Below are 13,600 nucleotides of genomic sequence, written 5' to 3' on the forward strand. Positions count from 1 at the left end.
CCATGTTTTCAGTCCTGCGTATAAGGAGCACGGCACGTGACCAGGAAACCGATACACTGCGTTTCAACACGCTTCTGCACACGCTCGACCTTCTCGACAGGGAGTTGCGGGCTGAACGACGGGGCCTGAAGGAGCGCTGCGAGCGGATCGCGGCAACCGCCGCCTTCGCGCAGGAGCGCTTTGAAAGCAACGACCATGAGAACGCGCTCTCGACGCGGATCGACGAGATGACCCGCTCGATGAAGAACTACACGCGACGGATGAATGCACTTCAGCGCCAGATCGACCTTGTTGGTCAGCTGCGTGCAACCGCTTCAACCTTCACGGCGGACCACCGTCCGCCCCCGGAGCCACGGGAGGCTGCCAGCTTGCGGCACTAACCCGCATCGGAACGGGAAGCGTGGGATCGATGACTTTCAAAATGATTAGAGGAGACCCGCCGATACGCTGACAAGATGAACGCCGTAACACCTAAGCGCAGGGGATTTGCACCAACGTTCTATCTGCACGACGCGCCTGGGCTTTTATGATTTCCGGCAGTTGAGAAGATTGAGAATCGTCGAATATGAAACGCTAAGTTACCGCCTTTATTGAGGTTTCGGAACTTGGCGCAGCGCAGAAACGAGGCTCCGGATCGCCAGCGCTAAAGCCATGGCGAGGGATGTCTCCCGGTTCAAACGGAGAGGAGCGAACCGGGAGCGGGGGAGGACACGCGAACGATGGACACGTCTTGTGCGGAGAGGCTTCGCACCGGGCGGTAGACCAGGAAAGGTCGGCGAACCGGGCAGAACTCTGATGGCAAGCAGTGGCAGTTCAGAACGAGCACTTCAACACACAGACACAACCGGGATGCTCGCGCTCATCGAAGAGAACATTCGAGCCTTCGACCTGAGCCTTTCGGGTTTGCGCGTCGTGGTCCCCGTCGACAGCCGATTTCTGGCCGCGACCGCAGCGACCGCCCTCATGGCGGGTGCCGCTGCCGTGACGGCCGTCACACCGACGGCCACCCGGTTCCAGTCAGCCGAAGAAGCAGCAGAGGCGACGCGTAAACTGGTCGGGGCCGCCGGGCTCCTGGAAAATCTGTCGATCGACGAACGAATCGACCACGAAACCTGCCGGGCGACCAATGTTCTTCTCAACGGTCCTTCCATCCGTCCGATCACGCGCTCGCTGATCGAGCGCCTGCCCGACCATTCGGTCGTGGCACTGATGCACGAAGCCTGGATGACACTGACGGGAGAGGTGGACATTGAGGCCTGCCTTGAGCACGACATCCCGATCTCCGCCGTCAACGAATCCCATCCGCTGGTGGGTGCGAGAGACTATCACCCGGCTCTCTGCCTCGAGTTGCTCAAGGATGCAGAAATCCCGGTGGATGGGGCAGATATCGCGCTGATCTGCGACAATCCCCTCTCTGACACACTGGAAAGGGGCCTGAGACGAGCCGGTGCGCAGGTGGCCGTCGTCGCGCACGCCAATCAGATTTTCGAGCACGACTGGCGCGCCATCCTTCTCGCCAAGCGTCCCCGCGAGGAGCCACGCCTCGGGATTCAGGATCTCGGCTGGATCGCCAAGAGCGCGCCTGACGCGACGGTGGTTCAGTACTGGGGAGATGTGGACCGGAAGGCGGCACGGTATTTCGAACTGAAGGTGTGGCCGCAGCGCACACCCGGCAAGGGCCAGTGGGGAATACCGCTGGATACGCTGGGGCCCGGCCCGATATTGCAGCGCATCACGGGCGGCCTCAAGGCCGCGCAGTCCGTGCTTGCCGGAACGCCGACCGCACCCGACAGCCTGGCGCAAACCCTTACATCCACTGACATTTTCAACGGCGATTGACATTCGGCAATCTGCGCCGTGAGTCTTCGCATCTGCAAAAAACTGTGTCATATCCCTGTCGCAATCGTTCCGGCGCGGCACGCTCTGCATCAGTGGCGATATGCGAAGGGAGGACAGTTTGAGCGCAAACGCACGGATTACGGCACTGACGCCGCCCGACATCCTGGCGCGGAAGGGCGGCGATCCGCTCGTCTGCCTGACCGCCTACACCACCCCGCTTGCCCGCCTCGTCGACCGGCACTGCGACATAATCCTCGTCGGCGACAGTGTCGGTATGGTTCTGCATGGCCTGCCGAGCACACTCGGCGTTTCGCTCGACATGATGATCATGCATGGTCAGGCTGTTCGGCGTGGCGTGGAACGCGCCCTGCTCGTCGTCGACATGCCCTTTGGAAGCTATGAGGAAACGCCGGAGCAAGCTTTTCGCAATGCCGCCCGCATCATGGCCGAGACCGGATGTGCGGCCGTCAAGCTCGAAGGTGGCGAGACGATGGAAAAGACCATCCGCTTTCTAACCCGGCACGGCATTCCGGTCATGGCGCATATCGGCCTCACGCCCCAGGCGGTCAACAGTTTTGGCGGCTACAAGGTGCAGGGGCGCGGCGACGACGCATTCCACATCCTGCGGGATGCGGAAGCGGTGGCCGATGCAGGTGCATTCTCCATCGTGCTCGAGAAGGTTCCGGCCACGCTCGCCGATCGCATCACCGAGACAGTTGTCATTCCCACCATCGGCATCGGCGCATCGCCGGCCTGCGACGGGCAGATACTCGTGGTTGATGACATGCTGGGCATGTTCGACGCGTTCAGGCCGAAATTCGTCAAGCGCTTCGCCGAGCTTGGCGAGGCCGCGGATGCGGCCATCGCAGCCTATGCGCAGGAAGTCCGCTCCCGGAAATTTCCGAGCGACGCCCATGTCTTCACCGATGGCAGGAAGGGAAAGACCGAATGAGCCCCAGCATCCTCCGCACGGTTGCGGAACTGCGTGAGCGTGTTCGCACATGGCGGCGCGCCGGCGAGCGCGTCGCCGTCGTGCCCACCATGGGCGCGCTCCACGAAGGGCATCTGAGCCTCGTGGAAGCAGCAAAGGCGCGCGCCGAGCGGGTGATCGTCACACTGTTCGTCAATCCCAGACAGTTCAACAACGCGTCCGATCTCGCCGCCTATCCACGCACGGAAGCAGACGATGCGGCCAAACTCGCGCCATTGGCTGTCGATGTTCTGTACGCCCCTGCGGTAGAGGAGATGTACGGCCCCGGTTTCTCGACCACCGTTTCCGTCACGGGTGTGAGCGATGGGCTGTGCGGAGCGCACCGGCCCGGCCATTTCGACGGCGTTGCGACCGTCGTCAGCAAGCTCCTACTGCAGAGCGAAGCCGATATAGCCTGCTTTGGTGAGAAAGATTTCCAGCAGCTTCTGGTGGTGCGCCGGCTTGCTGCCGACCTGAACATTCCGGTCGAAATCGTCGGCTGTCCGACAGTGCGAGAGGCCGACAATCTGGCGCTCTCATCCCGCAATATGCGCCTCACGACCGCGCAGCGGCGCATTGCACCCACCATTGCAGATGTGTTGCTGAAAAGTGCGGCGCACCTTGCCACCGGTGGTGACGCTGCTTCCGTTCTGGAAGCGGCGCGGAACGCCCTGCAAAAAGCAGGGTTTGACCGGGTGGAGTATTTCGAACTGCGGGATGCAGAATCCCTCGAGCCTCTCCAGCACGCCGACCGTCCTGCAAGGCTTCTTGCCGCGGCCTGGCTCGGAGAAACACGGCTGATCGATAATGTGCCTGTAGTTCCCGCCAACCTCTGAACCCCATGGGTGTTCCCTTCGAGGTTTTCAATGAGAATCGCGTAACGCCCGCGTGAGTATTCTTCCCAATGGCTTGATCGAAAGTGGCCGCGATTTTCGCCAGCACTTGATTTCTCGGTGATCGCCTATCCTGCGATGGTCCCGGCATCGGCGCTTGCAATGTCTCGCCGAGACTACAAAGCAAACCAGATGCTACACGGAGATCATCATGAAAACCGCAGTTCTTGCAGCACTCGCCACACTCATCCTCGCCGCGCCGGCAGCGGCGCTCGAGCCGATCAAAGGGAGCCTAAACTACAATGCCGATCAGACCGCTCTGAGCAAGACGCCCGTCGGTTCGGTAACCTTCAACGAATTCCACAACGGCGGCAACCGCTACCGTGAGGTCTATGTGGTCGATACCGATCGTCGGTTGAAAATCGTCAACCGCTCTGTGGTCGACAACTCCTAAATCCAGTCCCAATCGCGTTCAAACGGCCCCGGTTTGCGGGGCCGTTTTTCGTTTTCGGCAGCAAGAAGGGATTCAGGAGCACCTTCACTCATCATCACCATTGCGAAAAACAGCCTGCACATCGTCTGCAAGAAGCAGCGCAATCGGCCGCGTGCTCTCGAAGTTGGCCATGATGATTGCGATGATCGAGGTCAGGGGGATGGCAAGGATGGCCCCGGGAATGCCCCATAGCGACGACCAGACCGCCAGAGACACAAGAACGACGAATGGTGACATGTTGATCCTGCGGCCGATCATGCGCGGCTCAAGGGCATTGCCCACCCACATCTGTGCCGAGGTCAGCAAGACCGCGACCAGAAGCGTGGTCTGGAGCGAGCCGTACTGCGCCAGTGTGAGCAGCACGGGAAACATCACCCCCATGAGTGATCCGACATAGGGAATGTAGTTCAAGAGTCCGATCAGAACCGCCCAGAAAAGCGCGAAATCGACGCCGAAGAGCTTGAGCACGACAAAGGAAAGGAGGCCAAGAATGATGTTCACGAACGTCTTGACGGCCAGATACTCTCCAATGCTGCGGTTGATGTCGCGCACAATCGTGTGGGTCTGACTTGCCCTGTCTCTTGGAAGGGCAGCCGCAATCTTTCTTGCAAAGCCGCCGCGCTCGGCCATCAAAAATGTCGAATAAACCACCGCCATGAAGATGACGCCGGCCAGAGAACCGACAGAGCCAAGCCCGACAGCGGCAAGGCGCTGAAGGTTGATGCGTCCCCATAGTGTTTCAATGAGGGTTGAGAGATTGGGGATCTCTTCGATATCAAATTGGGAAAGGATGCCAGTGAGCATGTCCGTCAGGTTCTTCTGATACACCGGCAAACGCGCGATCACCTGTTCGGCGGTGCCGACCATCACACTGGCCAGCATGACCAGGGCCAGAACGAATATCGCCAGAACGAGGCCGCGCCGCATCCACTCGGGAAGACGGCCGAGCACGGGCAGACGCCCCAAAGCTTCAGACGCGGTCAAGAGAACATAGACCGAGATCACCGCAATGAAGATCGGCATCAGGACCGAGCGCCCGACCACCAGTATCCACCCGATCAGGACCGTGAGAATGACGGCAAGAACCAGGGTGATAAATGCGCGCAGCGGGTCAGTTTTCTCCAGCATGTCTCTTCAATCGCAATGACAGGAGCACCAGCGCGACGCCGCTGGCCAACAGTTCCAGAGCCACAACCAGGCCGAAATTGATCGTCACGCCGAGAAGGACCATCACGCCGAGGATTGCGGAAACGCCACCTGCGCCGAGAAGTACGGGAAACACACGATCGCCGCGCAGGCTGCGTCCCACCCAGAGTTTTGCCGCACCCGATGCTATCAAGAGTGCTCCAAGGAGAAACTGCAACACGCGACCATCACCGAATGGACCGAACAGAAGAGACAGGCCGAGAAAGATGCCGGCGAGCGCCAGCAGTCCGGCACCGATCATCGTGGGGGCACTGGGCGCCTTATAGGCTGCCCATCCCTGCAAAGCGCCGACGATGATCAAAGCCCAGCCGCCCAATGTCAGTGTCAGACTGGAAGCAGAGCCGAGGTTGAAAAGAGAGGCAAGACCACCGAGCAGAGCAACAATCCCGGCAAGCAGCCACAACATCCAGTGCTTCATCTTCCCCTCCGTTCGGTCTCAAATGCCAATTGGGATCCTCGCTAGAGCAACCATTCCACCGGAAGCCAGCCGACCACCACCGTTGCGATCTGCCGGAACCAGGTTGCTCCGGGCTCTTCCTGATAAATGACCGGATCCTGCTGTCGCCGTTCCTCCACCCAAACCATTTTGCTCTCGGGGGTCAATCGAGGTTGATAGCTGACCAGCCCCAGCCTTTCGTCGAATCCCTCGCTGATCTTCCGGGCCATGCTCTCGCTGTCAATCAGGAAGCCCATCTCGCAGTTCAGGATCGCGGATCGTGGGTCGAAATTGAATGAACCGATGAAAATGCGTTCGCCGTCAACGGCGAAGGTCTTTGCGTGCAGGCTGGCGCCTGAAAGACCGAATGGCCTTAGCTGAATCTCGGAGCCCTGCGTCACGCCGCCACGCAGTTTCAGCTCGTAGAGCTTTACCCCTGCCTCGAGGAGCCCTCGCCGATATTTGGCGTAGCCGCTGTGCACCAGAAGCACATCCGTCGTGTTAAGTGCGTTGGTCAAAATGCGGACCTGCCTGCCGGCCTTTGCCAGATCGCTGAAATAGCTGCTTCCGATCTTGCCAGGAACGAAGTAGGCCGAGATCAGATCGAGCCGTTCCTGCGCCTCACCAAGGATCGCGCCGAGCCGCATGATCATTAGCTGATCGCGCGTGGCGATCCCCTCTCCCTTTACCGGGTCATCGGCAACGAGCTGGACATCCGTCCATTCCAGCGCCTCACCACCCCCGGCATAGCGTTCGGCACTGCTTTCCAGCTCGGCCAGAACCGCGTGCGCTTCATCGCTCGAGCGCACCTGTGCGACACGGGCCTCAAATGCCTGCAAATCTCCCGAACCGGGGATGATCGTCTCGACGCCATAGACCGAGGCGCTGTTCCAGTATTCGTCGAACACCGCAGCTGTTTCGGGAAGAATCGCGCCTGTCGCCAGCACATCCATGTCGACGTAGAACGCCTCGCCGATCTGGAAATACTCGTCGCCGATGTTGCGGCCGCCGACGATCGCCGCAGCACCGTCGACGATAAACGACTTGTTGTGCATACGCCGGTTCATGCGGAAGAAATCGAATGCATAGCCTAGAAGCTTCGGCTGGCGGACCGTCGACGGATTGAACAGGCGAATGTGGAAATTCGGTAGGCCGTTGAGGGCAGCCATGTGGGCATCGAGCCCCGGCACCCCGTTGTCATCAAGCAGAAGCCGCACCCGCACACCGCGCGCCGCGGCTTCGCGCAGCGCAGCCAGCAGAAGGATACCCGACGTATCGTCGTGCCAGATGTAGTACTGCGCATCGATGGAGCTTTGCGCGTGCTCGATCAGGGCCAGCCGGCTCGCCAGCGCGTCTTTGCCATCGGCAAGCGGCAGAACGCCTGTCTTGCCTGGATGCGCCGCCTCGCCCGCCTGCAGCAGCCGGCCAAGTTGCGTCGCAGGGTCGGCGGCGATCGCGTTCTGCGGTTCCCGGTCCGAGATATCGGGCAATGGAAAAACAAACCGGAGAACGACAACCGCCAGCACAACCGCAAGGGCTATGGAGATCAGACCGAACATAACCTGCTTTATACGCACGAAGCCCCCTTCCCGCACGGATGGAATGCCAATTTATCCCAACTGTGGGAAAGCAAGGCAAGGAAGGGTTTCACTGGCCAGGCATCGCGCACCGACGGCACTGGTCTCGGCCTGCGCTCACGCAGCGAACGCGGCTTCGTAGATTTCCGGCTTGAAACCGACCACCCGCCGGTCTCCGAGATCAAGCACCGGGCGCTTGATCATGGCTGGCTGCTCTTCCATCAGGCGCACCGCCTTCCCGGCGTCCATATCGGCCTTATCAGCGTCGGAAAGCTTGCGGAAAGTGGTGCCGGCGCGGTTGAGAAGCTTCTCCCAGCCGACCTCCTCCACCCACGCCTCCAACCGCGCGCGCTCAATGCCGGTGGCCCTGTAATCGTGAAACGCATAGGCGATGTCATGCGCCTCAAGCCAGGCCCGCGCCTTCTTCATCGTGTCGCAGTTCTTGATGCCGTAGATCACGGGGGTCGTTGTTTCTGTCACCACCGGTTCGCTCCCATTCCATTATGCCATGACCGCACAGCCACCTGATTTCGCTCATGGTTTTCAGATGGCGGGAATCACGTATCGACAAAATAGCCTCAGTACGCAGGCTCTTGAAAGCGCTGTCCTTCCCACACTTCCGCGGGTTGTGCAATTTGCCGGACACGGGGCTCAAGTGGCCTCTTCAGGCCATTTGTTCGGAAAGACGATCTGCAGCCTTCACCAACAGTCCCAGATCCACGCCGGCGGCAACGAACTGATAGCCCCAGTCGCGGTAGCGCCTCGCATCTTCGGGACTGGTTGCAAGGATGCCGGCTGGCTTATCAAGCAGCCTGAGCTGATCCGCCGCCCGCCGCAGAGCCTTCTGCACGTCTTCATGGCCGGGATTGCCAGATGACCGAGCGATGCCGCGAGATCGGACGGGCCGATGAAAACGCCATCAACCCCGTCGACAGCGGCGATTTCACCCAGCGCTTCCAGCGCCTCGCCCGTCTCGATCTGCACGAGCAGGCAGACCTCGCGATTGGCGACCTTGAAATAGTCCTTCGCGCGACCATAACGGCTGGCGCGCGTGCTGCCGGCAACGCCGCGAATGCCTTCCGGCAGATAGCGTGTGGCCGCAACGGCGGTGCGCGCTTCGGCGGCGTTCTGGACGAAGGGAACGAGAATGGTCTGCGCGCCGATGTCGAGAACGCGCTTGATCAGCACCTTGTCGTTCCAGGCCGGGCGCACGATGGCCTCGGCAGAGCCGCTGGACGTCGCCTGCAACAACGGATAAAGCCCCGCGACTTCCACCGGCGAATGCTCGCTGTCGAAGAGAAGCCAGTCGAAGCCGGCATCCGCCAGCGCCTCGGCGGCAATGGGGCTGCAGAGGCTGCTCCAAAGACCGATCAGCGTTTCGCCGGCCAGAAGCCGCTTCTTGAACGTGTTTTCCAGGCTCTTCACGGCAGACCTCAAACGAATTGAACGGCAACGCTGCCGAGCGGACCGAAATCCGCATGCAGCGTATCGCCCTTCTGCGCCCAGACGGGCCGCGTGAAGGAGCCCGACAGCATCATGTGTCCCGGCTCCAGTGTGATGTCGAAGGGCGCGAGCTTGTTGGCAAGCCAGGCAATCGCCATGGCCGGATGGCCGAGCACACCGGCGGCAAGCCCGGTCTCCTCGATCTCTGAATTGCGGTAGAAGACCGCCCCGACCCAGCGCAGATCCACCTCGTCCGGACGAACCGGCCGGCCACCGAGCACGATGCCGGCGGCGGCGCCATTGTCGGCCACCGTGTCGAAAATCTTGCGCGGTTCGGTAACGCGCGCATCGATGATCTCGATGGACGGCACCACATATTCGGTGGCGCGCAACACGTCGATCAGGCCCACATTCGGTCCCTTGAGCGGTTCCTTCAGGATGAATGTCAGCTCCGGCTCGACACGCGGCACGCAGAAATTCTCGAAAGGAACCTTCGCGCCGTCATTGAGGATCAGGTCGTCGAACAGATAGCCGTAATCCGGCTCATCGATCTTCGAGCTGGCCTGCATCGCCTTGGAGGTAAGGCCGATCTTGTGGCCGATGATCTTCGCCCCGGCCTTCACCCGTTCCTCGGCGACCGCGGAGGAAATCGCATAGGAATCTTCGATCTCTATATCCGGGAACATCTCCGAGGGGCGGCGGCCCTGCACCTTCGTGCGATGGCTTTCAAGCAGGGAGCGCACGGCTTCCGCGCGCTGTTCTTCGCTAAGCATGGTGGGTGTCCTTCAAAGCAAGTTCAGAAAAAGTGGGGACCGGACTTCGGTCCGACGTTGCGCAAAGCGAAAGTCAGAGTTTTACGCAGACATTGCGCAGTTCGGTGTAGAATTCGAGCGAGTGGACGCCGCCCTCGCGGCCAATGCCCGAGCGTTTGGAGCCGCCAAAGGCGGTGCGCAGGTCGCGCAGGAACCAGCAATTGACCAGGTGATGCCGGCGTCGATCTGCCCGGCCACCCGATGCCCGCGCGACAGATTGGTCGTCCAGATCGATGTTGCCAGCCCGTAGGGGCTGTTGTTGGCAAGCTGGATCGCCTCTTCCTCATCGTCGAAGGGCGTGATGTGCGTGCAGGGGCCGAATATCTCGTCGCGCACAACGGGTGAATCCTCCGGGAGGCCGGTCCACACCGTCGGCTCGACCCAGCTTCCACCTTCATAGCCCTGAATGGACGGCGCACCGCCGCCGGCGAGGATCTCCGCACCACCGGCCTTCGCCTTTTCATAATAGGAAAGCACCTTGCGGCGATGCTCTTCGCTGATGAGCGGCCCCATGGTCGTTTTCTGGTCGAACGGATCGCCATAGGCATAGGCTCTCGCTCTCGCCGCGAGTTTTTCCGCCACCTGATCGAAGATGCCGCGCTGCACGTAAAGCCGTTCGGTGCCGAGGCACACCTGCCCCGTATTGGCGAAGCAGGACCGGCCAAGCCCTTCAATCGTCGTATCGATATCCGCATCGTCGAACACGATGCCCGGATTCTTGCCGCCAAGCTCCAGCGAAACGGGGCGGACGCCGCGCGAGGCCGCCGCCATGATGGCCTCACCCGTCGTCGTTTCACCCGTAAAGGTGATCGCGTCCACGTCCGGGTGGCTCGAGAGGAACTCCCCCGTGCTGCCGCCACCGAAACCATGCACGACATTGTAGACGCCTTCTGGAATGCCGGCGTCATTCATCACCTCGCCCAACAGCGTAGCCGTGGCAGGCGTTTCCTCCGATGGCTTCACCACCACCGTGTTGCCGCAGGCCAGCGCCGGCGCGACTTTCCATGTCATCAAAAGCAGCGGCAGGTTCCACGGGCAGACAACGCCAATGACGCCCCGCGGCATGCGGATCGCATAGTTGAGCGCACCCGCGCCATCCGGCGTCGCCATCTCGAACGCCTCGGTCGCGACACTCGCGATCTGGTCGGCGAAAACGTTGAAATTGGCAGCACCGCGCGGAATGTCGATATGGCTGGCAATGGAGACGGGCTTTCCCGTATCCATGATCTCGGCGCGCAGAAACTCGTCGAAGCGCGCATTGATACCGTCGGCCACTTTTCGCAGAAGCGCGATGCGTTCCTGCACGCTCAGCCGCGCCCATGGCCCCCTGAGCGCCTTTTTCGCCGCCGAAACCGCGGCGTCCACATCCTGTTCGCCCGCAGCGGAGACAAGCGACTGCACCTCGCCCGTGGCCGGGAAACGGTTTTCGAACAGTTCGCCGGTGCCATCGACAAAGCGGCCATTGATGAAATTCTGAATACGCTTCACGTAATCTCGTCCTTCTTGCGGAAACTCAGAGTTCGGGATCGCCTGCGGTGAGGAAATCCCACATGCGCTCAAAGATGCGGCCGGCCTTCGTGGCCCGCTCGTTCGCCCCTTCGGCGGAAAATGTCGGCGGCTCGTCGCCAAGCCCGGCTGCCAGCGCTTCCATCTCGATGCGGCAGGCATCTTCCAGATACCAGGCAAGCACGATGGCCTCTTCCAGCGTATCGCCCGCCGTCACCGCGCCGTTGCCGCGCATCAGAACGGCGCGCGCATCGCCCATGGCGGCGAAGACACCCTTGGTCTTTTCATCGTCGCGCACCAGTTGTGGGTCGTCCCAGAGCGGCGGCTCCGGCGCAAAATAGGTCCCGAATCCGTGACGCGCCTTCGGCGATCTGCCGAGTGCTGCAAGCGCCATCATCTTCGGCGACATGAAGCGCGCCACGCCGCCGACCGCCGGCCGGTTGCGATAGATTTCCTGATGGATGCGCACCTCACCCAGAACGCCCTCCGGCAGCGGGCCGCTGACCGGCACAACGGTGCAAGCTTCGCCCCGCTCCACCAGCCCCATGGGCTGTGGTGGACAGACGAGAAAACGTTCCGCATCGATCCGCGCCGAGCAATGGCCATAGGCATGAGCAAGCCCATGCCTGCCAAGCGCCCGCGCCGCCATGCGCACCTTACGCGCCAGATCGTCCATATCGGTCTGTGTCACGGCTCAGTCCTCGAAAGCGGCAATGTTGGGCTTCGCGCCCCAGTGGCAGAAACCAACCGGCTCGAAAGCGAATTGCCGGTCGCGCCACAGCGGTTCGTCGTGGATTTCGCAGACACCGGTCGAGTATTCGAAAGTCATGCCGTCCGGGCCGCTGAAGTAGAGGAACTGCGCCGAGGACGTGGGATGACGTCCGGGACCGAAAGTGATGTTGATCTGCCGGTCGCGAATGAAATTCGTCGAGCGCTGGATATCGTCGGTCGATTCCACCTGATGGTTGATGTGCTGGATGCCGGCCTTGTGATAAGGGAACAGCGCAATCGTGTGGTGTATCGAGCCAAGCCGCATCAGCGGCGCGTCTCCAATGCGGTCGGAAACGCGCGCGTTGCAAACCGTGGTCCAGAACTTCTCGTCGCGCTCCACATCGCTGGAACACAGCCCTACATGGCTGAATCCGGTGATCCCCGCATCGCGGGTGCCGTGGTAGCGTTGGCCGGAAAAGGCCGGGCGCACGACAAATTCGATGTTGTTGCCAGTCGGATCGCGAAAACGGATGAACTCTCGCACATGGCGCGCTTCGCATTCCTCGCGGGTGCCGTAATAGACCTCCTGCTTCAGCCCTTCGAGCGTGGCCGCCGCTGCATGCAGGTCTGCCGAAGAACCAAGTTCAAACGCAGTCACCTGATCTTCGGGATCGCCTTCGAAGTAACACAGTGTGTGGTCGCGGCTGTCGGATTTGAAATGCACCGCACCCTTGCGGTGCTCGGACACTTCCAGTCCGAGAATGTTCTGCGCAAACCAAACCGCTCCTTCCAGATCGCGCGTGCCGAGACGGCAATAGACCACGTCCTTCAACTCGATCATCTCGCTTCTCCTCTTGGTTACGCGCCCTGAAACTCGGGCGCGTTCGTGGGGGAACCCCACGCGCAATGGGAAAGGGCCGTGTCGGGAAACTGGCGCGGCGTGCGTTCAGGCTCGGCCGCGCACATGCCCGTCGAATAGCTGAACAGCACGTCTCCCGGCCCACGGGTGGCAACGAAAATCTTCTCCGAGGCCGGCTGGCGACCCGGCCCCTGGACAATCGGCATCTGCCGCGCCTGCAAAAAATAGTGGTTCTGCATCACGTTGTTGATCGACTCCACGGCGAAGTCGACGCCCAGAATGCCGTCGCGCGCGGAAGGATAGAGCGCGATACGGTGATGAGCGCCATCAATGCGGATATAGGCGGCATCGCCGGCCCAGTCGGAAACGGCACCGCCAAGCACACGCGTCCAGAAATCCTCATTGGCGGCAATATCGGTGCAGGCCAGCGACACGGAGGAAATTTCGGTGATGCCTGCATCGCGCGGTCCGTGATAGCGCCAGCCGGATGTGAGCGGACGCCAGACGAATTCAACCATCACGCCGTTGGGCGCACTGGTCGCGATGCCCTTCTTGATCTTCCGCGCGGCGCAAGCCGCCTGATCGAATTCGGAGACGGAGAACCCTTCGTCGCGCAGCCGTTCGGCCATTGCTGTCAGGTCTTCGTCGCGCGCGACGGTCAGAGCAACCGCGTCTCCCTTCTCGGCAGCGCTGAAGCAGAGCGAATAGGCGCGCGCGTCGGAGCGGAAATACGCGCGCTGCTCGTCGCGCGCAAACTCCTGCAACCCGACGAGATCGGTGGCAAAATCCGCCGCCTTCTTCAGGTCATTGGTTCCAAGCCGCACATAGCGAAGATCACGATAGGGTCCGCTCACAATATCCTCCACATTTCCATGCGGAGCGCTTCACACGCCCCGCCGTTGCACGTCGATGAGC

13 protein-coding genes and 2 pseudogenes are annotated in these 13,600 nt (G+C 61.2%); 5 read left to right on the forward strand and 10 right to left on the reverse strand.

Going from position 1 to position 13,600, the window contains the following annotated elements:
• Positions 1-2 precede the first annotated feature (2 nt).
• From JCM21793_RS01375 to JCM21793_RS01395, 5 genes are all read left to right on the forward strand, one after another.
• The gene (locus JCM21793_RS01375; RefSeq protein WP_025029227.1) at positions 3-380 is read left to right on the forward strand and encodes a hypothetical protein; all 378 of its coding nucleotides are present in this window, start codon (positions 3-5) and stop codon (positions 378-380) included.
• Positions 381-849: 469 nt separating this feature from the next.
• On the forward strand, positions 850-1,839 hold the full coding sequence (locus tag JCM21793_RS01380; protein WP_025029228.1) for a hypothetical protein: 990 nt from the start codon (positions 850-852) through the stop codon (positions 1,837-1,839).
• A gap of 100 nt (positions 1,840-1,939) precedes the next feature.
• On the forward strand, positions 1,940-2,791 hold the full coding sequence (panB, locus tag JCM21793_RS01385) for a 3-methyl-2-oxobutanoate hydroxymethyltransferase (RefSeq protein ID WP_051556090.1): 852 nt from the start codon (positions 1,940-1,942) through the stop codon (positions 2,789-2,791).
• Positions 2,788-3,645 carry a pantoate--beta-alanine ligase gene (panC, locus tag JCM21793_RS01390; protein ID WP_025029230.1) on the forward strand — a complete coding sequence of 286 codons (858 nt, stop codon included), beginning with the start codon at positions 2,788-2,790 and terminating at the stop codon, positions 3,643-3,645. Before panB ends, panC begins: the two co-directional genes overlap by 4 nt.
• Before the next feature lie 208 nt (positions 3,646-3,853).
• Positions 3,854-4,096: a hypothetical protein gene (locus JCM21793_RS01395; protein WP_025029231.1), complete on the forward strand. Its 243-nt coding sequence runs from the start codon at positions 3,854-3,856 to the stop codon at positions 4,094-4,096.
• 84 nt (positions 4,097-4,180) lie between these two features.
• Here the strand turns inward: JCM21793_RS01395 and JCM21793_RS01400 are convergent, their stop codons facing one another.
• From JCM21793_RS01400 to JCM21793_RS01445, 10 genes and pseudogenes are all read right to left on the reverse strand, one after another.
• On the reverse strand, positions 4,181-5,263 hold the full coding sequence (locus tag JCM21793_RS01400; protein WP_025029232.1) for an AI-2E family transporter: 1,083 nt from the start codon (positions 5,261-5,263) through the stop codon (positions 4,181-4,183).
• Entirely contained in the window at positions 5,247-5,759 is a 513-nt protein-coding gene (locus tag JCM21793_RS01405) for an HdeD family acid-resistance protein (protein WP_025029233.1), read from the reverse strand. Before JCM21793_RS01405 ends, JCM21793_RS01400 begins: the two co-directional genes overlap by 17 nt.
• Positions 5,760-5,800: 41 nt before the next feature.
• A complete protein-coding gene (locus tag JCM21793_RS01410) occupies positions 5,801-7,354 on the reverse strand; it encodes a phospholipase D family protein (RefSeq protein ID WP_244439610.1) in 1,554 nt (517 codons plus the stop codon).
• A 117-nt stretch (positions 7,355-7,471) separates the two neighbouring features.
• Positions 7,472-7,837: an ArsC family reductase gene (locus JCM21793_RS01415; RefSeq protein ID WP_025029235.1), complete on the reverse strand. Its 366-nt coding sequence runs from the start codon at positions 7,835-7,837 to the stop codon at positions 7,472-7,474.
• A 181-nt stretch (positions 7,838-8,018) separates the two neighbouring features.
• Positions 8,019-8,779 (reverse strand): annotated as a pseudogene (locus JCM21793_RS23470) (HpcH/HpaI aldolase family protein).
• An 8-nt stretch (positions 8,780-8,787) separates the two neighbouring features.
• On the reverse strand, positions 8,788-9,570 hold the full coding sequence (gene hpaH / locus JCM21793_RS01425) for a 2-oxo-hept-4-ene-1,7-dioate hydratase (protein WP_025029236.1): 783 nt from the start codon (positions 9,568-9,570) through the stop codon (positions 8,788-8,790).
• A 73-nt stretch (positions 9,571-9,643) separates the two neighbouring features.
• A pseudogene (locus JCM21793_RS23475) lies at positions 9,644-11,097 on the reverse strand (2-hydroxymuconic semialdehyde dehydrogenase).
• 25 nt (positions 11,098-11,122) lie between these two features.
• Positions 11,123-11,806, reverse strand: coding sequence for a class II aldolase/adducin family protein (locus tag JCM21793_RS01435; protein WP_081784613.1), 684 nt, complete (start codon positions 11,804-11,806; stop codon positions 11,123-11,125).
• Between the two features lie 3 nt (positions 11,807-11,809).
• The gene (locus JCM21793_RS01440) at positions 11,810-12,667 is read right to left on the reverse strand and encodes a VOC family protein (RefSeq protein WP_025029238.1); all 858 of its coding nucleotides are present in this window, start codon (positions 12,665-12,667) and stop codon (positions 11,810-11,812) included.
• A 17-nt stretch (positions 12,668-12,684) separates the two neighbouring features.
• Entirely contained in the window at positions 12,685-13,539 is an 855-nt protein-coding gene (locus JCM21793_RS01445; protein ID WP_025029239.1) for a VOC family protein, read from the reverse strand.
• Between the last annotated feature and the right edge of the window lie 61 nt (positions 13,540-13,600).

The organism is Nitratireductor aquibiodomus NL21 = JCM 21793, assembly GCF_000615975.1.
GTDB classification, from domain to species: Bacteria; Pseudomonadota; Alphaproteobacteria; order Rhizobiales; family Rhizobiaceae; genus Nitratireductor; species Nitratireductor aquibiodomus.